Source organism: Microvirga calopogonii, assembly GCF_003347665.1.
GTDB lineage: Bacteria > Pseudomonadota > Alphaproteobacteria > Rhizobiales > Beijerinckiaceae > Microvirga > Microvirga calopogonii.
Genome location: NZ_QDGA01000002.1, coordinates 195,747 through 217,226, shown reverse-complemented (window position 1 = coordinate 217,226; position 21,480 = coordinate 195,747). Strand labels below are relative to the sequence as shown.

Annotated in this window: 17 protein-coding genes; 10 read left to right on the top strand and 7 right to left on the bottom strand. The window is 64.5% G+C overall.

Going from position 1 to position 21,480, the window contains the following annotated elements; all coding sequences use genetic code 11:
• Positions 1-27: 27 nt before the first annotated feature.
• The 6 genes from DDF70_RS03545 to DDF70_RS03520 all read right to left on the bottom strand — a co-directional run bounded on the left by DDF70_RS03545 (position 28) and on the right by DDF70_RS03520 (position 9,547).
• The gene (locus DDF70_RS03545; RefSeq protein ID WP_114943482.1) at positions 28-1,725 is read right to left on the bottom strand and encodes a methyl-accepting chemotaxis protein; all 1,698 of its coding nucleotides are present in this window, start codon (positions 1,723-1,725) and stop codon (positions 28-30) included.
• Positions 1,726-2,305: 580 nt separating this feature from the next.
• Positions 2,306-3,193 carry a cation diffusion facilitator family transporter gene (locus DDF70_RS03540; RefSeq protein WP_114943481.1) on the bottom strand — a complete coding sequence of 296 codons (888 nt, stop codon included), beginning with the start codon at positions 3,191-3,193 and terminating at the stop codon, positions 2,306-2,308.
• A 181-nt stretch (positions 3,194-3,374) separates the two neighbouring features.
• On the bottom strand, positions 3,375-5,288 hold the full coding sequence (locus DDF70_RS03535) for a CHASE2 domain-containing protein (RefSeq protein ID WP_114943480.1): 1,914 nt from the start codon (positions 5,286-5,288) through the stop codon (positions 3,375-3,377).
• 64 nt (positions 5,289-5,352) lie between these two features.
• Positions 5,353-7,671, bottom strand: coding sequence for a TonB-dependent receptor (locus tag DDF70_RS03530; protein WP_114943479.1), 2,319 nt, complete (start codon positions 7,669-7,671; stop codon positions 5,353-5,355).
• Entirely contained in the window at positions 7,668-8,984 is a 1,317-nt protein-coding gene (locus DDF70_RS03525; protein ID WP_114943478.1) for a FecR family protein, read from the bottom strand. The genes DDF70_RS03530 and DDF70_RS03525 overlap by 4 nt, the downstream gene beginning before the upstream one ends.
• 173 nt (positions 8,985-9,157) lie before the next feature.
• The gene (locus DDF70_RS03520; protein WP_114943477.1) at positions 9,158-9,547 is read right to left on the bottom strand and encodes a response regulator; all 390 of its coding nucleotides are present in this window, start codon (positions 9,545-9,547) and stop codon (positions 9,158-9,160) included.
• A 353-nt stretch (positions 9,548-9,900) separates the two neighbouring features.
• On the opposite strand from DDF70_RS03520, the gene DDF70_RS03515 reads away from it, so the two are divergent.
• On the top strand, positions 9,901-10,641 hold the full coding sequence (locus DDF70_RS03515) for a glutamine amidotransferase (protein WP_170316021.1): 741 nt from the start codon (positions 9,901-9,903) through the stop codon (positions 10,639-10,641).
• Between the two features lie 116 nt (positions 10,642-10,757).
• Here DDF70_RS03515 and DDF70_RS03510 read toward each other — a convergent pair whose 3' ends face one another.
• A complete protein-coding gene (locus DDF70_RS03510) occupies positions 10,758-12,191 on the bottom strand; it encodes a helix-turn-helix domain-containing protein (protein WP_114943475.1) in 1,434 nt (477 codons plus the stop codon).
• Positions 12,192-12,378: 187 nt separating this feature from the next.
• On the opposite strand from DDF70_RS03510, the gene aceA reads away from it, so the two are divergent.
• The 9 genes from aceA to DDF70_RS03465 all read left to right on the top strand — a co-directional run bounded on the left by aceA (position 12,379) and on the right by DDF70_RS03465 (position 21,475).
• Positions 12,379-13,698: an isocitrate lyase gene (gene aceA / locus DDF70_RS03505; protein ID WP_114943474.1), complete on the top strand. Its 1,320-nt coding sequence runs from the start codon at positions 12,379-12,381 to the stop codon at positions 13,696-13,698.
• A 38-nt stretch (positions 13,699-13,736) separates the two neighbouring features.
• Positions 13,737-13,946, top strand: a complete 210-nt coding sequence (locus DDF70_RS03500) for a DUF4170 domain-containing protein (RefSeq protein WP_114943635.1) — start codon at positions 13,737-13,739, stop codon at positions 13,944-13,946.
• 180 nt (positions 13,947-14,126) lie between these two features.
• Positions 14,127-15,041, top strand: coding sequence for a glycine betaine ABC transporter substrate-binding protein OsmF (gene osmF, locus DDF70_RS03495; RefSeq protein ID WP_114943473.1), 915 nt, complete (start codon positions 14,127-14,129; stop codon positions 15,039-15,041).
• Between the two features lie 330 nt (positions 15,042-15,371).
• A complete protein-coding gene (locus tag DDF70_RS03490) occupies positions 15,372-16,538 on the top strand; it encodes an ABC transporter permease (RefSeq protein WP_114943472.1) in 1,167 nt (388 codons plus the stop codon).
• A complete protein-coding gene (locus tag DDF70_RS03485; protein WP_114943471.1) occupies positions 16,535-17,473 on the top strand; it encodes an ABC transporter ATP-binding protein in 939 nt (312 codons plus the stop codon). Before DDF70_RS03490 ends, DDF70_RS03485 begins: the two co-directional genes overlap by 4 nt.
• Positions 17,470-18,225, top strand: coding sequence for an ABC transporter permease (locus DDF70_RS03480; protein WP_114943470.1), 756 nt, complete (start codon positions 17,470-17,472; stop codon positions 18,223-18,225). Before DDF70_RS03485 ends, DDF70_RS03480 begins: the two co-directional genes overlap by 4 nt.
• Positions 18,222-18,788, top strand: a complete 567-nt coding sequence (locus tag DDF70_RS03475; protein WP_114943469.1) for a biliverdin-producing heme oxygenase — start codon at positions 18,222-18,224, stop codon at positions 18,786-18,788. The genes DDF70_RS03480 and DDF70_RS03475 overlap by 4 nt, the downstream gene beginning before the upstream one ends.
• Positions 18,785-21,025 carry an ATP-binding protein gene (locus DDF70_RS03470; protein ID WP_114943468.1) on the top strand — a complete coding sequence of 747 codons (2,241 nt, stop codon included), beginning with the start codon at positions 18,785-18,787 and terminating at the stop codon, positions 21,023-21,025. The genes DDF70_RS03475 and DDF70_RS03470 overlap by 4 nt, the downstream gene beginning before the upstream one ends.
• A complete protein-coding gene (locus DDF70_RS03465) occupies positions 21,026-21,475 on the top strand; it encodes a response regulator (RefSeq protein WP_114943467.1) in 450 nt (149 codons plus the stop codon). It begins immediately after the preceding gene.
• Positions 21,476-21,480 lie beyond the last annotated feature (5 nt).

Genomic DNA, 21,480 nt, shown 5'->3' with positions numbered 1-21,480 from the left:
TCTCCCTGCCTTGCCGTGAACCGAAATTCAGGCGGCCTTGACGCCCTGGAGGAAGGTCGCGACCTCGCGGCCGAGATCGTGCGAGTGGCGCGACAGTTCCTGCGCAGCGCCGAGCACCTGGCTTGCCGCTGCCCCGGTCTCGCCGGCTCCGTGCTGCACGTCCTCGATGCTGCCCGTGACAGCCTCGGTGCCGCGCGCGGCCTCCTGCACGTTGCGGGCGATCTCGGCCGTGGCGGCGCCCTGTTCTTCCATGGCAGCCGCGATCGAGGTCGAGATCTGGCTCATTTCGGTGATCGTGCGGGCGATCTCCTGGATGGCCGCGACCGTCTGCTGGGTGGCCTGCTGCACTGAGGCGATCTGGCTCGAGATGTCCTCGGTCGCCCGGGCGGTCTGGCTCGCCAGCTCCTTGACCTCGGTGGCCACGACAGCGAAACCCTTGCCGGCCTCGCCCGCACGGGCCGCCTCGATGGTGGCGTTCAGTGCCAGCAGATTGGTCTGACCGGCAATCGTGTTGATGAGCTGCACCACGTCGCCGATCTTGGCTGCGGTCGCGGCCAGATCCTGCACCGCCGCATCGGTGCGGCGGGCTCCGTGCACGGCCTTGTCGGCGATCTGCGAGGATTGCGCGACCTGGGCGGCGATCTCGCGGATCGAGATCGACAGCTCCTCGGTGGCGGCCGCCACCGTCTGCACGTTGGCCGAAGTCTGCTGGGCAGCCGAGGAAACGGTGACCGACTGCTGGGTGGTCTGGCCCGCCACGTGGGTCATCGACTGGGCGGTGGCTTCCATCTCGGTGGCGGCCGAGGACAGCCCCTGCGTCAGGGCCGAGACGTTCATCTCGAAACGCTTCGTCAGCTGGTCGAGTACTTCCGCCCGGCGCATCTTGGCCTGGTTCTCGGCCTCCTGCGCGGCGGCGAGATGGCGGGCCTCGACGGCGTTGTCCTTGAACACCTGCAGCGAACGGGCGAGCGCGCCGACCTCGTCCTTGCGCTCCGTGCCGGTCACATCGACCGACAGGTCGCCGTTCGCGAGCTGGTTCATCGAACCGGTAACGCGGTTCAACGGACGCGTAATGGCGATCACGACGATGGAGCCGAGCAGGGCGATCGCAATGCTCAAACCGATGACCGATGACACGATGAGCGTCGTGGAGGTGCTGGATGCGAGGGCTTCCGCATCGTCCGCTGCGCGGTCGACCGCCTTCTGATTGACGGCGATGCGCTCCGTCAGGAGGTCACGGACCTTCATGCGAAGATTGCGTCCTTCGCCGTTGGAGATTTGAAGGGCCGAAAAATCGTCGTCCTGCATGCTGTGAGCGACGCTCTTGTCCATGAGAGCGAAGTAGTTGCCAAGAGTCGCCTTGACGGTCTCGCTCGCAGCGCGACGCTCCGCAGAATCGGCAAGAGCGATCAGCTTATCGGCGTTCTGCAGCGCCAGTTTCTTGTATTGCTGAAAGACGGCTTCCGCGCTCTTGAGCCGGTCCTGCTCCGTTGAGGACAACAGGATCAGGTTCTTTTCCTGGATGCTGGCCTCGTTCACTTCGGCGTTGATATTCAGAATGGTGATCAGGCGTGCAGTTTCGACATCCGTCAGTTTCTTGGTGTCGGCACTGAGGGTATCCAATCCGTTCTTCGCGATGGCAATCAAACCGATCGTGATAGCGACAAAGATTGCTGCCGGAATCGCCAGTTTGACGATCAATTTCAGATTATTCAGAAAACGCATGGCCCCTCGACAACCTGCCCGCATCCCCGCGGGAGGCGCACGCCCCCATAGCGCACTTGTAACAGGTATTAGGCTTATAATCGCTTTGCGTCGTTCATAACATTACGGGAAATTACTTATGAGGCGCATACTAAGCAATTAAATAAGCGTGGTCTTGGATCATTTATTAAGTATTTATTTATTTTAACTTCTCGTTAATCATTGTCGATTCTGTCTTGGCCTGAAAGACACTCCGGGGAAGTGGATCCGGGTTGTCGTCGAAAACGCTGACCTGCCGCAGAGAGAAATGCTTCCACGCAGGTGGAAACAGATTTGACCTACGGATTGGCTGGCTCAGCTTCCGAGGCGGCAAGGTGTTGTCGAAACTGAAGACCGGGCCGCGAACCCATATGGACAGAGAGCAAAGTCATTGCGCCCTGAAGTCACCAATCCAGACCACGCCCGGATTGCTCGACAACGAGCGATCTCAATGGAATTAGACTTCATGCAACGGGGCATGCGCCTCTTCCGGTCCACCGCACGTCCAGCGTATCGCCGAGGAGGGTTCAGGACTGTCTGGCGCTCGCGCAAGCGTTCCGTATCAAAGGACCACGATGCCGGCGTGCTTGGCCTTGTTGTCGGGCTCCACATGGATCGTGATGAGCGCGTCCTTCACGTCATCCTTGAGGGCGCGTTCCAGACGGTCGCAGATGTCGTGGGCGTCGGTCACGCTCATGTGGCCCGGCACCACGAGATGGAAGTCGATGAAGGTCATCCGGCCCGCATGGCGCGTGCGAAGGTCGTGCGCTTCGATGGCGCCTTGGGCATTGATGGCGATGATCTCGCGAACGCGGCTCAGGGTCGCCTCGGGGAGGGCCTCGTCCATGAGGCCGCCGATGCTTTCCTTCATCAGGCCCCAGCCTGACCAGAGAATGTTGACGGCCACCAGGGCGGCGAGGACGGAATCGAGCCAATGCCATCCGGTGAAGGGAACGAGCAGGAGGCCGATCAGTACGCCCGCCGAGGTCATGACGTCCGTGAAGAGATGGCGTCCGTCGGCCACGAGGGCGGGCGAGCGCATGCGCCGTCCACGGTTGATCAGCAGCCAGGACCAGAAGGCATTGATGACGCTGGCGATGGCGTTGATCGCAAGGCCCTCCATGGGCGCATCGATCATCTTCGGCGACAGGAATCCGTAGTAGGACTCCCGCAGGATGGCGAGTGCCGCGACGATGATCAGCACACCCTCGAGAACGGCGGAGAAATACTCCACCTTATGATGTCCGTAAGGGTGGTTCGCATCCGCGGGCGCTGCACTCAGGCGCACGGCCATGAACGCCGCAATGGCCGTCACCACGTTGATGACGCTCTCCAGCGCATCCGAATAGAGCGCAATACTGCCTGTGATGTAATAGGCGGCATATTTCAGAGCGAAAACAACGGTTCCGATGAATATGCTGCCCAGGGCAAGTTTCTGAATCTTGTCCATGGCGCGATGCGTAATCAAGAGTGCTGCGGGAAACGAGGCGCCCTTATAGACCGTGTTTTTCAACGCGCAAGACCTTGTTTTTACTTGCAATTCGTTCGCAAAATCATGTCGGCGGAAAAGCGTTTCCCGTGCAAGCCGAGCCTGAGCCCAGGCAATGAACGGAGAGCCGCAAAAGGGCGGCTCATTCCGGGATGGCCGTCGCCTTGCGCAGAACCTTCCCGTAGTAGTTCGATAAGGTCGGGGCGAGCGTCTGGCAGCGCCGGACGAGTTCGAGGGCTTCCACACGGCGTCCGGCACCGATGCTGTCGAGCAGCGTGGGATGCACCTCCATCAGCTCCGCCAGCGCCGGATCCTGACGCTGCGAGGCGGGAGCAATGATGGTGAAGATGGCGGTCTTCTCGGCGCGCCCTTTCACGGCGATCCGGTCGAGCTCGATCAGCACGAAATGCTCCTGCAGCGCCTTCGCGGTCGCGGGGCCGAGAACGATGGAAACGCCGTATTCCTTCGACAAGCTCTCCAGACGCGATGCGAGGTTCACCGTATCGCCGAGGACCGAGTAATCGTAGCGCCAGCGCGAGCCCACATTGCCGACCACGCAATCGCCGGTATTGATGCCGACGCCGATGGCGAAGGAGGGCGCATCCTCGCCTTGTTCGCGCCGCAGCTCGGCATTCAGGGCTTTGACCGCGTCCAGCATGCCCATGGCGGCGCGTGCGGCGCGCAGCGGATGGTCCGGGCTCGGCAGCGGGGCGTTCCAGAACGCCATTACGCAGTCGCCGATATATTTGTCGATGGTGCCGCCTTCCGCGAGCACGGCGGCGGAAAGCGGATCGAGCAGGCGGTTGATGAGTGTGGTCAGGCGCTCCGGCTCATCCTTCAGCTTCTCCGACAAGGTCGTGAAGCCGCGCACGTCACAGAACAGGATCGAAAGATTGCGGCGCTCGCCTCCGAGCTTCAGGGCGCCCGGATCGCGCGCGAGCTGCGCCACGAGATCCGGCGAGAGATAGCGCGAGAAGGCTTCCGACACGGTGCGGCGCAGGTGACGCTCGCGGGCGTAATCGAGCCCGAAACGTGCGCCGAACACCGCCAGCGCCGCCGCCGCCGGCATGGCCGGCGGCATCCAGACCCGGCCGAAGCGGAGCACGGCCCAGGATCCGACGATGAAAAAGGCGAGCAGGAAGGCCGCCGCGAGCCCGGTTCGCCAGGAGACGCCCTGCATGGAGAAGGCTGCCGCCAGAAGTGCCCCGGCGATCACCAGAAGCGCCATGACGAGCCGAGACACGGGCAGCACGTAGAGGTTATGACGAAGGTTGTCGAGGATCGTGGCCTGCACCTCCACGCCCGCCGTGAGGGTTCCTTCGGTCAACGTATAGGGTGTCGGGAACGTATCGGGCGCGCCGATATCGGCGGAGGTTGCCTGCTTCAGGCTCAACCCCACCAGAACGACCTGATCCTTGAAGAATCCGGGCGGAAGAAAATTCGTCGGATCGAGAGCCTGATAATAGGAAGCGGTCGGGTAGGAGCGAGCCGGGCCGAAATATTGGATCAGCGCACCGTCGGAAGCGACCGCCTGCGGTTCGCCCTTCAGGCGCAGCGCTTCGGCCGCGAGACTGTCCGGCGCCTGAGGCATGCGGCGCAGATAGGCATCCCCGTCGATATCCACGGAGGCCACACCCGTTGCCGCGCCGGCATCGAGAAACGGTTCGAGCGGGCTGACGCGGGTCACCTGAACGCCTTGCGGCAGGAGCGTGGTCACGTCGTCGGCGGCTAGCACCACGTCCGGACCGAGCGCCTTCGCGAAAGTCGCGTCGGCTTCTTCCGTGGTGGGGTCGGCGAAGATGACGTCGAAGGCGATCACCTTCGCGCCAGCGGCACGCAGGCTCTCGACCAGTTTGGCGTGAAGCTCCCGGGACCAGGGCCAGCGCTGGCCGATCTCGCCGATCGACGGCTCGTCGATGGCCACGATCACGGCGCCCGGCCGCGCAGGCACGGGTGGCGAGACGACCGAGAGGATGTCGTAGAGCCGCGCCTCGATGAGATGGAAGGGCGGGAAATAGAGGACCGGCATCAGCAGGGCCGCGATGAGCCCGGCCATGGCGAAATGGCGCCAGAGCGGCCCTCTCCCGTGATCGTCCGATGTTGACCCTTGGCCGCTCACCCTAGAACCGAGCCTTGACGGAGGCCGCGACCGTACGGCCGGGAGCCGGAATGTCGAAGCCGAAATCGTAACGCTGGTCGAACAGGTTGAGCGCCGTCAGGCCGAACTGGAAGCGCCGGTCCGGCGTCTCCCAGGTGATCGCGGCATCGGTCGTCCAGTAGGATTCAAGCCGGTCGTTGTCATAGGAGCCGGACCGCTCGCCGATGAAATTCTGGGTCAGGGTGAACCGCAGGCGGCTCGGATGGACGAAGGTCACCCCGAAGCGCGCGAAGCGTTCCGGAACATAGGGGACGGGCTCTCCCACACCCTGACCGTCCCGGGCTTCCGCCGTCGCCAGGATTTTCGAAGTCGCGCCGCCGACCGTGCCGAACACGCCGATGCCATGACCCAGCCAGACATTGATCGTGGCGGCGAGCCACTCGGCGCGCGCCTTCTCGATATCTTCGAAGCTCGTCAGCGTGTTGATTCGCGGAACATTGAGGTCGTTCAGCGTTTGCCGCTGATATTCCAGGGCCGTGAAGACATGCGGGGTCCACTCGGCATCCCAGCGCAGAATAAGGCTCTTCGTCGGACCGCTTGCGGGCGTATCGTTCGGGATCAGCCCGACCGTGGTCGCGGGTGCGAGCGAGTAGCTCAGATAAGTGTCCGCATTCTCGATATAGGCCGCACGCAGCCATTGCCCCTCAAGCGGCGACACGCCGATGCCGAAGCGGGGCGACACCCAGACATCGGGATCGGCATTCTTCATATCGAGGAAAGTGCGATGGATGCCGGCCTGAGCCTCGAACCGATCATTGGGGCGCCACGAAAGATCCGCATAGGCGCGGCCTCCGCGGAAGGGGCTATCGAAGGCCGTAGCATCCTGGAGATAGTCCTCCGGTCCCGAGAACCAATATTGGTAACTCCTGCTGACGCCGTCGTATCGCACCTGACCTGCCTGAGCCTCCAGGCCGTAGCGCAGGTTGAAGTCGCCGATCCCGATGGCGTGGCTCACCGCTCCGACGACGCCATCGACGCGTTGCTTCTCCTGCCAAAGGGTGTGAATGGTCGGGAAGGTGCTGTAGTCCCACTGATCCCCGCGGTCGAGCGTATCGTTCCGCGTCGCGAAGATGGCGGTCGAGAGAACGTTCCGGTAGCCGAAGGTGTGGCTCCAGCCGGCCACGCCGAAGAGTGTCGTCTCGTCCCGCTCGATATGCTCGGTGCGGTCCAAACGGTCGACATCCGTCAGTCCCGGCCTGCCCTCGTTCGCCCAACCCATGAACATGAACCGGTCGGCGGCGTTCGGAGCCGAGCCGATGCTGAACGTGATGCCTTTTGCTCTCTCGTTATCGGCCGTCAGGTTGCCTTTGCTCTCGCCGGCGTTGGCGGACAGGCTGAAGCTCGTCGGCACAGGGTTGTTGGAGAAGCCGTTGACCAGCACGCCCGCTTCCCAGCCGACCTTGCCGCCGCGCACGATGGGCCCGCCTTCGATCTGGGTGTCGAGGAACGGCCGACGGATGGGATCGAAGCGTCCGATGCGGCCGGAAACGGCCAGCGGGTCGAGGAGCAATCCCTGAATGGAGAGGTTCAGGGCCGCGCTGTTGAGGTCCGTGCCTTCGGCAGCATCGAGGGTCGGCTCGGTCGTAAACAGGCCCGGCCTGCTGGCGATCGCCTGGTCGAAATAGCCTTGCGCCTCGAACGGATCGAAGGTCCGGTCGGCATAGAAGCGCGCCCAGTCATGCAGGTTGATGAAGCGGTAGGCCTCCACCGGATAGGAGCCGGTCTGCTTGGTGACCGAAAGGCCCGCATAGTCCCCGCCACGGTCCCGGTAGCGTCGCAGGGCTTCGCGCGCGGCGAGGATCGCCTCGTCGGCCATGTAGAGATCGAGCGCGAAGGCCGTGCGCAGGACGGGCACGATCGGAGCCCTGGGATCGAGCCGGTCGGCATTGTCGAGGGTCTGCCAGGCGAGCTCGTAATCGCCGTTCTGGAAATAGGCGTCGGCCAGGATGAGCTGATCGTTGGAACGGGCCGGATTGACGGCGGATCCGGCCAGCAGGGACTCGATGGCCTGAGCCATCTTGCCCTTCTGCAGAAGATAGCGTCCGCGGGCCGAGTAGGCCGTGGGCGGGTCGAGGGCCAGCGCCTTGTCGATGAGAACGCCCGCCTCTTCCACCCGGCTCTGATCCAGGAGGAGGATGGCCAGGTTGACGTAGGGAATCGGATTCTGCGGTTCCATCTCGATGGCGCGCCGGAAGGCGGCTTCGGCCTCGATGAAGGCGCCCCGGCCCTGTTCGAGCAGGCCGATCTGGTTGAGGAGCGAGAAGTTCGGATCGGTCTTCACGACCCTGTAGAGATCGGCCAGCGCCCCATCGATGTCGAATCCGCCTTGATCGTCGCCCCGAAGGCCACCACGTCCGGATCCGCCGGATCGAGGGCCTTGGCACGTTCATAGGCCGCATACATGTCCTCGCGATGGTCGAGATCCTGCGCGAGGGACGCCGAGAGAATGGCCAGTCCGGCATCGTTCGGGAACAGCTTCTCGGAGGCTGCAGCCTCGGCGGCTGCAGCCTTGAGGTCCTGTCGGAACCCGGTGAGATAGGCGTTGATTTCCGCCGTCCTGGGATCCCTGACCGGAACCTTCGGAGCCGGCTGCACCCGCTTCGGATCCGCCAGGGATGCGGCTGCATAGCGGCCGTACTCGGCCCAGCCGCGTCGCCGGGGATCGAGGCCCGGCTTCGCGCGTTCGAACAGCTTGATCGCATCCTGCCAGCGGCGGTCCGCGCCGGCCATGAGGGCTTCGATATAATCGGCGCGGGCGCGCTGTGCCCTGGTCATCGGGCGGTTTCGGGCTTCCGCAAGAGGAGCAGCCGCCGCGCGCCTGTTGCCGGCGTTCATGAGGCTCTCGGCGAGGACAAGCCAATCTTCCGTCGTGCGGGATCCGAGCGGCAGGGCCTCGATCCTGGATCTTTCAGCCTCGAATTGCTTGCTTCCCGAGGTTGTCGTCGGCAGGTTGATGAACACCTCGCGCATCGACATGTAGAAGAGCATCTGCTCGCGATCGTTTGGGCTGACGAGAACGAACTTCGTCGGCGCCTGACCGACGGCCGCCACGGCGCCTTCGCCCTGACGCACCGTCACCGCACCTTGCGGGTTCTTGAGCTCGACGACGCCTTCGAGCACGACGAGCGATGTCTTGCCGGCGCCGTCCACCGATAGAGACCAGTCGGTGCCGCGAATGGCCGCGACCGCGGCCGGCGTCTTGACGTCGACGCCCGAGCCGCCACGGGCGGCGCGCGCCCAGATATTGCCGCCCTGGAGGCTGAGCTGGGTCGCGTCGGCCGGGCCGCTCGCCACGTCGTTGACGGTCAAGGTCGAATTGCGCCCGACGCGGATCTGGGTCTGGTCGTTGAACAGGATCGCCAGATTGCCGATGGCGTTGGTGCGCAGGGTATCGCCGCCGACGAGGCTCTGCTGCAGCTGGGCGGCGCGCCAGAGATCCTCGCGCACGAAGCGCATCTCCTCGCCTCCCTTGGCCGCCACGATGGCACCTGCGGCGGGGGCCTGGCGCGGAACGGGAACCTGCGCCTGCGCAGCGGCAAAGGAAAGCGCCAGGACGCTTGTGGCGGCCAGAAGCCTGACGGATCGGAAAGACATGGAAGACCGGCTCGATCGAAGGGTTACCTGCTCTAACGTTACTGGAACTTAGCAGGAAGTCCCTGGGAACAAAGCCGATTCACATCATGGATGATGTGTTTTACAGCACAGGGTGAACGATTGCGGCATTCACGCCACAGATAATGACCTCAAATCGCGGAAAAGGCCGGGGTTCAAGCGGCCTTGCCGCAGGCGATCAGGAGTTTCTGCTTCAGATCGTGCTGGGCGAAGGGCTTCTGCAGGACGGGACGGTCCCGGAAAGCATCGCGGATGCCCGCGCTGCCGTAGCCGGTCGAGAAGACGAAGGGGATCGAACGCTGGGCCAGGGCTTCGGCCACCGGGTAGATCGGCTCGCCGGCGACGTTCACGTCGAGGATGGCCAGGTCGACCTGTTCGCGCGCCACAGCATCGAGGGCCGCCGACAATCGGGCTGCCGGGCCGATCACCTCGCAGCCGAAATCGAGAAGCATGTCTTCCAGGAGCAGGGAGATCGCGGCTTCATCCTCGACGACGAGAATACGCAGGCCATTGAGATCGCCGTTGCTCGTTACGCTGTCGGTCACGGGGTCACTTTCTTTTATGCTGGGATGCTGGCAGATCGCTCAGCAAAGCACGGAACAAGATGCGCTGGATCGTCCGGACTTCAAGCCTGGAATCAGGAGCTTCTATCACTTTTGCGTATCCATGCAAAAACCGCGCGCGGCCGAAACGACCTATGATATCGTTATGAGAGGATCTTAGGGCGGCAGCTCGCCTTTGCCTAGGCCTCGCTCGCCCGTCTTGCAGCCTGACGAATGCGACGACGCGGGCCAGCAATGCCCCTTGCGGAGAAGGCATCTTATCCCGAATAATCGGCTTATGTTCTCGCGTGACTGCTACCGTATCGTCATAATCGCCTTCGCATCGGATCGAAACCATGCCTAGGCGGCGACCCAAAGCACCGGTTCTCATCGTCCTGCACCAGGAGCATTCCACGCCCGGCCGGGTCGGGCGCCTGCTCATGGAGCGCGGCTATCGTCTCGACATCCGCCGTCCCCGCTTCGGCGATCCGCTGCCTGGTACGCTCGCCGAGCACACGGGAGCCGTGATCTTCGGCGGTCCGATGAGCGCCAACGATCCGGACGATTTCGTCAAGGCGGAGATCGACTGGATCGAGGTGCCGCTCAAGGAGGGCAAGCCCTATCTCGGCCTTTGCCTGGGCGCGCAGATGATGGCGAAGCAGCTCGGCGCCCGCGTCTGGGCCCATCCCGAGGGCCGGGCCGAAATCGGCTATTATCCCTTGCTGCCGACGGCGGCGGGCGAGGCTCTGAGCCAGGATTGGGGCGTGACTTGGCCGAGTCATGTCTATCACTGGCACCGGGAAGGCTTCGACTGCCCTGCCGGTGCCGAGACACTGGCGACGGGCGACGATTTCCCGACCCAGGCGATCCGGGTCGGCGAGAAGGCCTTCGGCCTCCAGTTTCACCCGGAGGTCACCCACGCGATGCTGTGCCGCTGGACGGTTCACGCCGAGGAGCGGCTGAAAATGCCCGGCGCACAGGACCGGGTTCGCCAGCTCGCCGGGCGCTTCCAGCACGACCCCCACGTCTCCCGTTGGCTCGACCGGTTCCTCGACCATTGGCTCGATGACCCCATGCCGAAGCGTCTGCGTGCGTAGAGCATCGGACCCTGATCTGGCGCATCGTCTATGGCGGGAAACCGGGTCCACTTTTCACTAACGTGGCCCTACGGGTCGCTGACGCGGCCCGCTGGGTCCGCACGATGCGCTAGGGATCACGTCGCGTCGAATTCGAAGGGCGAGATACCGCGCTTCATCTCATCGACGATCAGCGCATGCATCAGGGGAGGGGCGGCGCGCTGCGGGCAGGCGACGCGTTCGCACAGGCGGCAATTGATGCCGATGGGCGTCGCATCGGCCGATGAGAGGTCGAGGCCACGTGCATAGACGAGGCGGTGGGCGTATTTCAGCTCGCAACCGAGGCCCACGACGAACTGCGGATCGGGCGCCCCCCAGGGGTTGAAGGCGCGCCTGACCGTGCGGGCGATGGAGAACCAGCGCGAGGAATCCGGCAGCTCGATCACCTGCGTGGCCACTTGTCCGGGCGTCCGGAAGGTCGAATGCAGGTTCCAGAGCGGGCAGGTGCCGCCGAATTGCGAGAACGGGAAGCGGCCGGAGGAAAAGCGCTTCGAGACGTTGCCGGCGGAATCCACCCGCACCAGGAAGAACGGGATGCCCCTGGCTCCGGGGCGGGCCAGCGTCGTGAGCCGGTGCGCCACCTGCTCGAAGCTCGCGCCGAAACGGGCGCCCAGCACCTCCACGTCGTAGCCGAGCGCTTCGGCTGCCGCATGGAACTTGCCGTAGGGCATCATGAGGGCGCCGGCGAAGTAATTGCCGAAGGAGACGCGCAGCAGCCGCCGCGCAGGACCATCCGCGGGCTCGAGGCGGGTGGCGAGGGCATCGATGGTCTCGCGCATCTCGGCGAAGGCCAATTGGTAGGCGGCCTGGAAGGTCCTTCCGGAAGGATCGACCAATTCGGAAATCAGGAGCTGGCGCCGGTGATGGTCGTAGCGGCGTAGGGAATCCGGCATCACGTCGATGGGCATGACGCGCACGCGGATCCCGTGACGGGCGTGCAGGCGCTCGGCGATGGCGAAGAATGGCTCGTGGCCGGTCAGGGCGAGGTCCGACGCCAGGGCCTCGGCGGCCTCGTCCAGCTCGGCGAAATGGTTCTTGGCCTCGTGGATCAGTTCCCGCACCCGGTCGACCGGGTTGACCTGGGGCGCATCCTCCGCCCGGTCCCGGTCGCTGAGGCTCGGGGTCACGGCCTCCCGGGCGCCGCGCATGGCCTGATAGGCCCGGTAGAGGCGGTTGATGGCATCGATCAGCGAGGGAGCGCTCTCCACGGTTTCGCGCAGTTCGAGGCGGGCCACCGGGGTGGAGCGGAACAGAGGATCGGCGAAGACCTCCTCCAGTTCCGAGACGGTGCGTTCGTGATCGTCGTTGGCGAATTCGCGCGGGTCGAGCTGATAGGCATGGGCGAGGCGGATCAGCACCTGGGCGGTGATCGGGCGTTGGTTGCGCTCCATCAGGTTCAGGTAGCTCGGAGAGAGCCCGAGCTCCTCGGCCATGCGGGACTGGCTCATGTTGAGCTCGCGCCGCAGCCGCTTCAGACGGGGGCCCACGAAAAGCTTTCTGCTCTCATCCATATTGTAAATCTTTTTACAAGTTTACACGACCAGCCGTGTCAAAGCTTTACAGGGCGACTTTTCTTTTGAAATCCATCGTTGAAACAAACGCTTCTTCGCGGATTATGAAAGCAAGACGTCCTGCTGCTCTGCAATAATTCTGGCCTGCGGGAAAGTTTTGTCAAGAAATGTAAAAGAAAGGATCGCCATGACCAGCCAGCCGACCCCGGGTTCCCTGCAGGACCTGATCCCCGCCGCTCTCAAGGGGCGTTTCGACGGTATCCGCAGGCCCTATTCGGCCGAGGACGTTGCCCGGCTGCGCGGGTCCTTCCCTATCGCCTACACGCTGGCCGAGCGCGGGGCCCAGCGCCTGTGGCAGCTCCTGCACGAGCGCCCTTACGTCCATTCGCTGGGTGCCATGACCGGCAACCAAGCCATGCAGATGGCCCGCGCCGGCCTCGAGGCGATCTATCTCTCCGGTTGGCAGGTGGCGGCGGATTCGAACGTGGCCGGCGCCATGTATCCCGACCAGTCGCTCTACCCGGCCAATTCCGGTCCCGAACTGTGCCGGCGCATCAACCGCACCTTCCAGCGCGCCGATCAGATCGAGCATGCGGAGGGTGGCGCCAAGCGCGACTGGTTCCTGCCCATCGTGGCGGACGCGGAGGCCGGCTTCGGCGGACCGCTCAACACCTTCGAGATCATGAAGGCCTATATCGAGGCCGGCGCCGCGGGCGTGCATTTCGAGGACCAACTCGCCTCGGAGAAGAAGTGCGGCCATCTCGGCGGCAAGGTGCTGATCCCGACCTCTGCCCATGAGCGCAACCTCGTTGCCGCACGCCTCGCCGCCGACGTGATGGGCACCTCGACCCTGATCATGGCCCGGACGGACGCGGAATCGGCCAAGCTCATCACGTCCGACGTGGACGAGCGCGACCGGCCCTTCATCGAGCCCGACAGTCGCACCCCGGAAGGCTTCTACCGCCTGAAGGACGGCACCGGCCTCGATCATTGCATCGCCCGCGGCCTGGCTTATGCGGAGCTCGCCGACCTTCTGTGGTGGGAGACCTCGCATCCCGATCTCGACGATGCGCGCAAGTTCGCGGAAGCCGTCCACAAGCGCTATCCGGGCAAGCTCCTGGCCTATAACTGCTCGCCCTCCTTCAACTGGAAGAAGAAGCTCGACGACGCCACCATCGCGAAGTTCCAGCGCGAGCTCGGCGCCATGGGCTACAAGTTCCAGTTCGTGACGCTCGCCGGCTTCCACCAGCTCAATTACGGCATGTTCGATCTGGCGAGCGGCTACCGCGAGCGCGGCATGGGCGCCTATTCCGAGCTCCAGGTTCGTGAATTCGCCGCCGAGACCGAAGGCTACACGGCCACCCGCCATCAGCGCGAAGTCGGCACCGGCTATTTCGACCAGGTCTCCGTGGTCATCACCGGCGGCAAGTCCTCCACCACGGCGATGGCGGAATCCACCGAGACTGCGCAGTTCCAGACCTCGGCCAAGCTCCAGGCGGCCGAATAATCCAGCCTTTCAAACCCTTTGCACCAATGGAGATCGTCATGATGAAGTCACGTTTCTGGGTGGTCGGCGGCGAGTACACCTCCTGCGACTGCGAGACCATCGTCCAGGGCACCGAGCGGGTCGTCGGCCCCTTCGAGAGCCGCACCGAGGCCGAGCGCACCTGGCGCACCCTGTCCGAGGATCACCGCCCCCAGGCGCAGGTCCGCTTCACCATCGCCCAGGAGCCTCCGTCGACCCTGAGCGCCTGAAGAGGCCATAGCAGACGCTCACGGTCAGCCCCGCCGGAGGACGAGCGTTCCTCCGGCGGGGATCTTTTGCCGCCACACGAAGTTTTTAACCTCCGCCCACATTCTTCATGAGCCTCCCCCCTGCCTAAACGGCCCGACTGTCCTAAAAACAGCCGGGCAAGGTTTCTCAAGGGGTTTCGCATGAAGACCGTCCTCACATCGCTCACCTTTGCCGCCGCACTGGCGCTCGCTGGGGCGGGTGCCGCCAGGGCCGACGTGGTCGTCTCTTCGAAGATCGACACGGAAGGCTCGGTTCTGGGCAACATCATCCTGCTGACCCTCGAGGCCAACGGCATCAAGACCCAGGACCGGATCCAACTCGGGGCCACCCCAGTGGTGCGCAAGGCGATCACGGCGGGCGAGATCGACATCTATCCCGAATATACCGGCAACGCGGGCTTCTTCTTCAACAAGGCGGACGATCCGGTCTGGAAGGACGCGGCCAAGGGCTTCGAGATGGCCAAGAAGCTCGATTACGACGCCAACAAGATCGTCTGGCTCGATCCGTCGCCGGCCAACAACACCTGGGCCATCGCGCTGCGTAAGGACGTGGCCGATTCCAACAAGCTGAAGACCCTGTCCGAGTTCGGCCAGTGGGTGACGAAGGGCGGCAAGGTGGTGCTGGCAGCCTCCGCCGAATTCGTGAATTCGGACGCGGCCCTGCCGGCCTTCCAGAAGACCTATGACTTCAAGATGAAGCCGGAACAGCTCATCGTGCTTTCCGGCGGCGACACGGCAGCCACCATCAAGGCGGCGGCCGAGCAAACCAACGGCGCCAACGCGGCCATGGTCTACGGCACCGATGGCGGCATCGCTCCGTCGGGTCTCACGGTGCTGGCGGACGACAAGAACGTGCAGCCGGTTTATGCCCCGGCGCCGATCATCCGCGAATCCGTCCTGAAGGAGAACCCGAAGATCGCCGAAATCCTGAAGCCCGTCTTCGCATCCCTCGATCTCACCACGCTCCAGGGGCTGAACGCCCGCGTCCAGGTGGGCGGCGAGCCCGCCAAGGCGGTGGCGACGGATTACCTGAAGTCCAAGGGGTTCCTGAAATGATGGGTTTCCTGAAACGATCTGAGGCTCTGGTTTCGGAGGTGGCTCATCAACCTCCGACCTCATCCTGAGGAGGTGCGAAGCACCATCTCGAAGGATCATCCAGAGAGCACGGGAGGCGCCCTCGTGCCCGGACATCGTCCGGGATCTCGAGACGGTCACTGAAGTGACCTCCTCAGGATGAGGGCTCAGGGAAGAGCCTGCTTATGAACCAGACTCTCAGGATGAGGACTCGGCAAACAGACGGATGAGCCGTACTCTCAGGACCCAGACTGCGCGATAAGAGCCGGAAACTTTGTGAATACGATCTCTTCCCGAGCGACCGCTCCCGGCATGTCTTCCTCGCGTTCCTCCCTGTCCCTGGATCGGCTCGGGAGCGTGATCGCCATCCTGATCGGCGTTGCGCTCTTCGCCTCGCCCTTCGTCGTGTACCGGGCCAACCGCATCGTGGCCGCCGAGGGGCGGATGCTGGCCGATGCGCTGCCGTCGTCGGGCGCGGTCGGTGTGATGGTCGTGGCGCTCGGCGTGGCGTTGTGCGCGGCCTTGGTCCGCACGCCGTTGATCCGCCTCGCGGCCGCGTCCCTCGGCCTGTGTACGATCTTCCCAGCGGTCGGATGGTCGGCCGGATTCGTCACGCCGCCCGGCAACTCGTTTGCGCGCGTCTCGCCGTCCCTGGGCTTCTGGCTCCTGGCCCTGGCCTTCGCGCTGCTCGCGGCCGATGCGTTGACGCGGCTGCGCCTCTCTCCCTGGGTGAGGCTCGCCGCCCTCGCGGTGGCGGCGGGCGCGATTGCACTGCTGCTCGTCTCGGGCGCCTGGGACGACCTCTCGCTCCTCAAGGAATATGCCAGCCGGGCGGACACCTTCTGGCGCGAGGCGCGCGAGCATCTGTGGCTGGCGTTCGGATCGATGGTCGCCGCCTGCCTCGTCGGTCTGCCGCTGGGCATTCTGGGGCATCGCGTCCAGCGGTTGCGAAACGCGATCCTCCAGGTGCTCAACATCGTCCAGACGGTTCCGAGCATCGCGCTCTTCGGCATCCTGATCGCACCGCTCGGTTATCTTGCCGCGCATGTGCCCCTGGCGGCGGCTCTGGGCGTTCGCGGCATCGGGGCCGCGCCCGCCTTCATCGCGCTCTTTCTCTATTCCCTGCTGCCGGTCGTCGCCAACACGGTGACCGGATTGAAGCAGGTCCCGGCGGCCGTGACCGATGCGGCGCGCGGCATGGGATTGTCCGCGCGCCAGCGCCTGTGGCAGGTGGAACTGCCCCTGGCGCTGCCCGTCATCCTGGCCGGCATCCGCATCGTGATGGTGCAGAACCTCGGATTGGCCACCGTGGCGGCGCTGATCGGGGGAGGGGGCTTCGGCACTTTCGTGTTCCAGGGCATCGGCCAGACGGCCATCGACCTCGTGCTCCTGGGCGCGATTCCCACGGTCGCCCTGTCGTTTGCCGCCGCCATCATCCTCGATGCGATCATCGATCTGACCAGACGGGGTTCTCCATGATCGAGATCGAGCACCTCACCAAACGCTACGGCGCCACAATCGTGGTCGACGACGTGTCGCTCCGGGTCGACGAGGGAACGATCACCGTCGTTGTCGGCACGTCGGGCGCGGGCAAGTCGACCCTGCTGCGCATGATCAACCGGCTCGTGGAGCCGAGCCAGGGCCGCGTGCTCATCGACGGCCAGGACACCATGGCGATCCCGGAGGATCAGCTGCGGCACCGGATCGGCTACGTGATCCAGGGCTACGGGTTGTTCCCTCACCGCAATGTCGCCGAGAACATCGCCACCGTGCCGCGCCTTCTCGGCTGGGACAAACGGCGGATCGCGGCTCGCGTCGAGGAGCTGCTCGACCTCTTCCAGCTCGACCCGGCGGAATTCGCGAAAAAATTTCCGCACGAATTGTCAGGCGGGCAGCAGCAGCGCGTCGGCGTTGCGCGCGCCTTGGCGGCAAAGCCCGCGGTGCTGTTGATGGACGAGCCGTTCGGCGCGCTCGATCCGGTCATCCGCAGCAAGGCGCAGGACGATCTCGTCGCCATCCAGCGCCGTCTCGGCACGACGGTGGTCCTCGTCACGCACGACATGAACGAGGCGTTCCAGCTGGGCGACAGGATCGCCGTGATGGATCAGGCGCGACTCCTGCAATACGCAACGCCCGCCGAACTGCTGACGCGTCCGGCGGAGGCATTCGTCGAGCAGCTCGTGGGCACGGCTGAGCGGCCGTTCCGTCTTCTGTCCCTGCTGAAGGTGCGGGAGGCTCTGGAAGCCGGAGACGCCGAGGGAGAACCCATCCTCGTCACGGATTCCCTACGGGATGCTCTCTCGCGGCTGATCTGGGCGGGACGTGAGGCATTGCCCGTTGCTGACGCATCCGGTGCTGTCGTCGGTCGCGTCAGCGTGACGGGCATCGTGGCGCATGGGCGGTCCGTTCCATGAGCGGGCGTTCGCTGATCTGGCGCGGGGCGGCGCTGATTCTGCTGGTGCTCTTCATCGCCGCGCCGCAGCTTTTCGCCCCCGTGTTCCGGCCGCTGACCGCGAATGGCGCGCCGGCGATCTACAATCAGGGCAGCCTGCTCTCCCTGACCCTTTCGCATCTGCGCATCGTGTTCCTGGCGACGCTTGCGAGCACGATCCTGGCCCTGGGGCTCGGCGTCTTCGTCACACGGCCTTCGGGACGCGAGTTCCTGCCGCTGTCGCGCAGCCTGGTGAATATCGGGCAGACCTTCCCGCCCGTCGCGGTTCTGGCGATCGCGGTGCCGCTCGTCGGCTTCGGCGAGAAACCGACCTTCATCGCGCTGTTTCTCTACGGGCTCCTGCCGATCTTCGAGAACACGCTCACCGGCCTGATGGAAGTATCGCCGCAGACGCTCGAGGCCGCCAAGGGCATGGGCATGAACCCGCGCCAGCGCCTGTTCCAGGTGGAGCTGCCGCTCGCGCTTCCGGTGATCCTGGCGGGGATCCGCCTTTCGGTGATCATCAGCTTAGGGACAGCCACCATCGGCTCGACGGTGGCGGCCAAGGGGTTGGGCGAGGTCATCATCGCGGGCCTTCAATCCAACAACGTCGCTTTCGTGTTGCAGGGCGGATTGGTGGTTGCGCTGCTCGCGGTTCTGATCCACGACGGATTGGGAATGATCGAGCGACTCGTCGCCGCAAAGCTGGGCCGCCCTGCGGATGAGGTGACATGACGCTTCTCGAACGGTTGAAGATCGAAACCCGTGATGCGCATGATCGGATCGAGGCCGCGATGGATCTCGACCGCCGGATCGCATCGCGCGAGACTTACAGGGACCTGCTGATCCGCTTCTACGGCTTCCACAAGGCCTGGGAGGACGAGGCTACTGATCGGGCGCCCGACCGGGCCTTCTTTCAAAGCCGCTGCAAGACCCGGCTCCTCGCCGGAGATCTCAAGGCTCTAGGACTAAAATCTGACGACATCATGGGTTTGCCACAATGCCGTCCTCTCATGCCTCTGCCGGCCCCGGAAGCGGTGCTGGGGAGCATGTATGTGGTCGAGGGCTCCACGCTCGGCGGCGCCATCATTGCGCGCGAGGTGGAGAACCGGCTTGGACTGACGGCGGAAACGGGCTGTGCCTATTTCCGCAGCTATGGACGAAATGTTGCTGCCATGTGGAAGTCGTTCGGCACGGTGCTGCTCGAAGCCTCGTCGCCGGAGGCCGACGATCTGATCGTCGGGGCCGCACAGGATACCTTCACCGTGATGCATGACTGGCTGTGCGAGACCCCATGACCCTGCAAATGCAAGATATCGATCCGACCGCCTGCGAGCGGGAGCCGATCCACATTCCGGGCAGCGTCCAGCCGCACGGCATCCTTCTCGCGATCAGGCTGTCCGATAGGACGGTCGCCTATGCGAGCGCCAACCTCGCGGAGGTTTTCGGCTTCCAGGCGGCCGATGTGCTCGACCGGCCCTTCGCCCAGGTGCTGCCGGCCCTGAATGCGGAATTCGAGGCGCAGCTGGATGATCCGCCGACGGCGGGAAACTCCCGCTTCGTCCGGACCATCCGGGTCAGGACGACTCACGAGGAGCGGTTTTTCGAGGCGGTGATTTCCCGCTCGGGCGATTGCGCGATTCTCGAGCTGGAGGAGCCTCCCGTCGGTTCGGTCTCCAGCATCGATGCGCTCTATCCCACCCTGCGCCGGTTCGTGGAGCAGCTGCAGGGCGCGTCGAGCATCGAGGTCCTGTGCGGTCTGGCCGCGCAGGACATCCGCCGCATGACCGACTTCGACCGGGTGCTGATCTACCGCTTCGACGAGCAGTGGAACGGCACCGTCATCGCCGAGGACCGCAACGATGTGCTGCCGTCCTATCTCGACCTGCGCTTCCCGGCCTCCGACATCCCGGCCCAGGCGCGGGAGCTCTACCGGCGCAACCGCCTGCGCATCATTCCCGATGCCGGTTACACGCCCGTTCCCATCCAGTCGCACGATCCCGCGCCTTTGGACCTGAGCGACTCGGTGCTGCGCAGCGTCTCGCCCGTGCATCTCGAATACATGCGCAACATGGGGACGCTTGCCTCCATGTCGATCTCGATCCTGCGCGACGGTGAGCTGTGGGGCCTGATCTCCTGCCACAACAGGGATCCGAAGCGGGTCTCGCTCCAGGTGCGCAATGCCTGCGACTTCCTCACGCAGATCTTCTCGCTCCAGCTGGAGGCACGGGAGAACACGACGCTTGCCGAGGACCGCGTGCGTCTCGGCGCCGTGCAGACTCGACTCCTCGCCCACATGGCGGCCGAGGAGCATTTCATCGCCGGTCTCGTGAACCACCCGGACGACCTGATGATGCTCGCTGGTGCGCAGGGCGCCGCCGTCCTGACGCAGGACCATTGCTGGTGCCTCGGCCGAGCCCCCGACAGGGACCAGGTCCGGGCGCTCTTCGACTGGTTGTCCGAACACCACCAGGAGGATGTTTTCGCCACCGACGATCTTTCAGCAGTCTATCCGGCGGCGAAAGCCTTTGCCGACCGGGCGAGCGGCCTTCTCTCCATCTCGGTTTCGAAGGCGCATTCGAGCTACGTGCTCTGGTTCCGCCCCGAGGTCGTGCAGACCGTGAAATGGGGCGGCAATCCGCAGAAGCCCGTCCAGGAGGAGGCGGGCACTTTAAGGCTCCATCCCCGACGCTCCTTCGAGATCTGGAAGGAGACGGTGCGGGACCGTTCGCTGCCCTGGGACCGAAGCGAGGTCGAGGCGGTCAAGGAGCTGCGCAATGCCATCGTGGGCATCGTGCTGCGCCGGGCCGAGGAAATGGCGGCGCTCACGGAGGAGCTGCGCCGCAGCAACAAGGAGCTCGAGGCCTTCTCCTATTCGGTCTCCCACGACCTGCGGGCCCCGTTCCGCCACATCGTCGGCTATTCCGAGCTGTTGAAGAAGCAGGAAGCGGCCGACATGTCCGAGAAGGGCAAGCGCTACGTCGACACGATCATCGAGGCTGCCTATACGGCCGGAACCCTGGTCGACAACCTGCTGCGCTTCTCCCATATGGGCCGCACGGCCCTGAAGCCCCGGCTGGTGGACGTGGCCCGCCTCGTCGACGAGATCCGGCAGAAGCTCACGGCGGAGCAGGGCGAGCGTCGGATCCAGTGGGTCGTCGGGGACCTTCCGCCGGTGAATGCCGATCCGGTGCTGATCAGGCTGGTCTTTGAAAATCTGCTCGACAATGCGGTAAAGTACACCCGCACCCGGGAGAAAGCGCGCATCGAAATCGGCTCCGCGCGCAAGGATGGGGAGACGATCTATTTCGTGCGCGACAACGGCGTCGGGTTCGATATGAAGTACATCGACAAGCTGTTCGGCGTGTTCCAGCGCCTGCACAGGATGGAAGAATTCGAGGGGACGGGGATCGGGCTGGCCAATGTCCGCCGGATCGTCGAAAGACATGGAGGCCGGGCCTGGGCCGAGGGAGCGCTCGACAAGGGAGCGACCTTCTCCATCGCCCTGCCGGATCAGAGTGAAGGAGCCGCGTGAATGGCGGAGCTGAAACCGATCCTTCTGGTTGAGGACAACCCGAAGGATCTCGAACTGACGCTGGCGGCCCTGGAGCAGAGCCAGCTCGCAAACGAGGTCGTCGTGGTGCGCGACGGCGAGGAGGCGCTCGACTTTCTCTATCGCCGCGGCGCGCATGAAAGCCGCAACACCAGCGACCCGGCCGTGGTCCTGCTCGACCTCAAGCTGCCGAAGATCGACGGGCTCGAGGTGCTGGAGAAGGTCAAGGCCGATCCGCATCTGCGCCAGACGCCGGTCGTCATGCTGACCTCGTCGCGGGAGGAGAGCGATCTCGTACGCAGCTACGAGCTTGGCGTGAACGCCTTCGTGGTGAAGCCCGTGGGCTTCCGCGAATTCTTCGACGCGATCCAGGACCTCGGCGTGTTCTGGGCGATCCTCAACGAGCCGCCGCCGCGGCGCAACGGCGCTTAAGGCTG

What these genes read in the sequence shown, in the direction of transcription:
- DDF70_RS03480 (WP_114943470.1), top strand. Translation starts at nt 17,470, where the DNA reads ATGAGCGGGCGTTCGCTGATCTGGCGCGGGGCGGCGCTGATTCTGCTG.
- DDF70_RS03545 (WP_114943482.1), bottom strand. Translation starts at nt 1,725, where the DNA reads ATGCGTTTTCTGAATAATCTGAAATTGATCGTCAAACTGGCGATTCCG.
- DDF70_RS03500 (WP_114943635.1), top strand. Translation starts at nt 13,737, where the DNA reads ATGATGAAGTCACGTTTCTGGGTGGTCGGCGGCGAGTACACCTCCTGC.
- DDF70_RS03475 (WP_114943469.1), top strand. Translation starts at nt 18,222, where the DNA reads ATGACGCTTCTCGAACGGTTGAAGATCGAAACCCGTGATGCGCATGAT.
- DDF70_RS03525 (WP_114943478.1), bottom strand. Translation starts at nt 8,984, where the DNA reads ATGTCTTTCCGATCCGTCAGGCTTCTGGCCGCCACAAGCGTCCTGGCG.
- aceA (WP_114943474.1), top strand. Translation starts at nt 12,379, where the DNA reads ATGACCAGCCAGCCGACCCCGGGTTCCCTGCAGGACCTGATCCCCGCC.
- osmF (WP_114943473.1), top strand. Translation starts at nt 14,127, where the DNA reads ATGAAGACCGTCCTCACATCGCTCACCTTTGCCGCCGCACTGGCGCTC.
- DDF70_RS03535 (WP_114943480.1), bottom strand. Translation starts at nt 5,288, where the DNA reads ATGGCCGGGCTCATCGCGGCCCTGCTGATGCCGGTCCTCTATTTCCCG.
- DDF70_RS03485 (WP_114943471.1), top strand. Translation starts at nt 16,535, where the DNA reads ATGATCGAGATCGAGCACCTCACCAAACGCTACGGCGCCACAATCGTG.
- DDF70_RS03515 (WP_170316021.1), top strand. Translation starts at nt 9,901, where the DNA reads ATGCCTAGGCGGCGACCCAAAGCACCGGTTCTCATCGTCCTGCACCAG.
- DDF70_RS03465 (WP_114943467.1), top strand. Translation starts at nt 21,026, where the DNA reads ATGGCGGAGCTGAAACCGATCCTTCTGGTTGAGGACAACCCGAAGGAT.
- DDF70_RS03470 (WP_114943468.1), top strand. Translation starts at nt 18,785, where the DNA reads ATGACCCTGCAAATGCAAGATATCGATCCGACCGCCTGCGAGCGGGAG.
- DDF70_RS03540 (WP_114943481.1), bottom strand. Translation starts at nt 3,193, where the DNA reads ATGGACAAGATTCAGAAACTTGCCCTGGGCAGCATATTCATCGGAACC.
- DDF70_RS03490 (WP_114943472.1), top strand. Translation starts at nt 15,372, where the DNA reads ATGTCTTCCTCGCGTTCCTCCCTGTCCCTGGATCGGCTCGGGAGCGTG.
- DDF70_RS03510 (WP_114943475.1), bottom strand. Translation starts at nt 12,191, where the DNA reads ATGGATGAGAGCAGAAAGCTTTTCGTGGGCCCCCGTCTGAAGCGGCTG.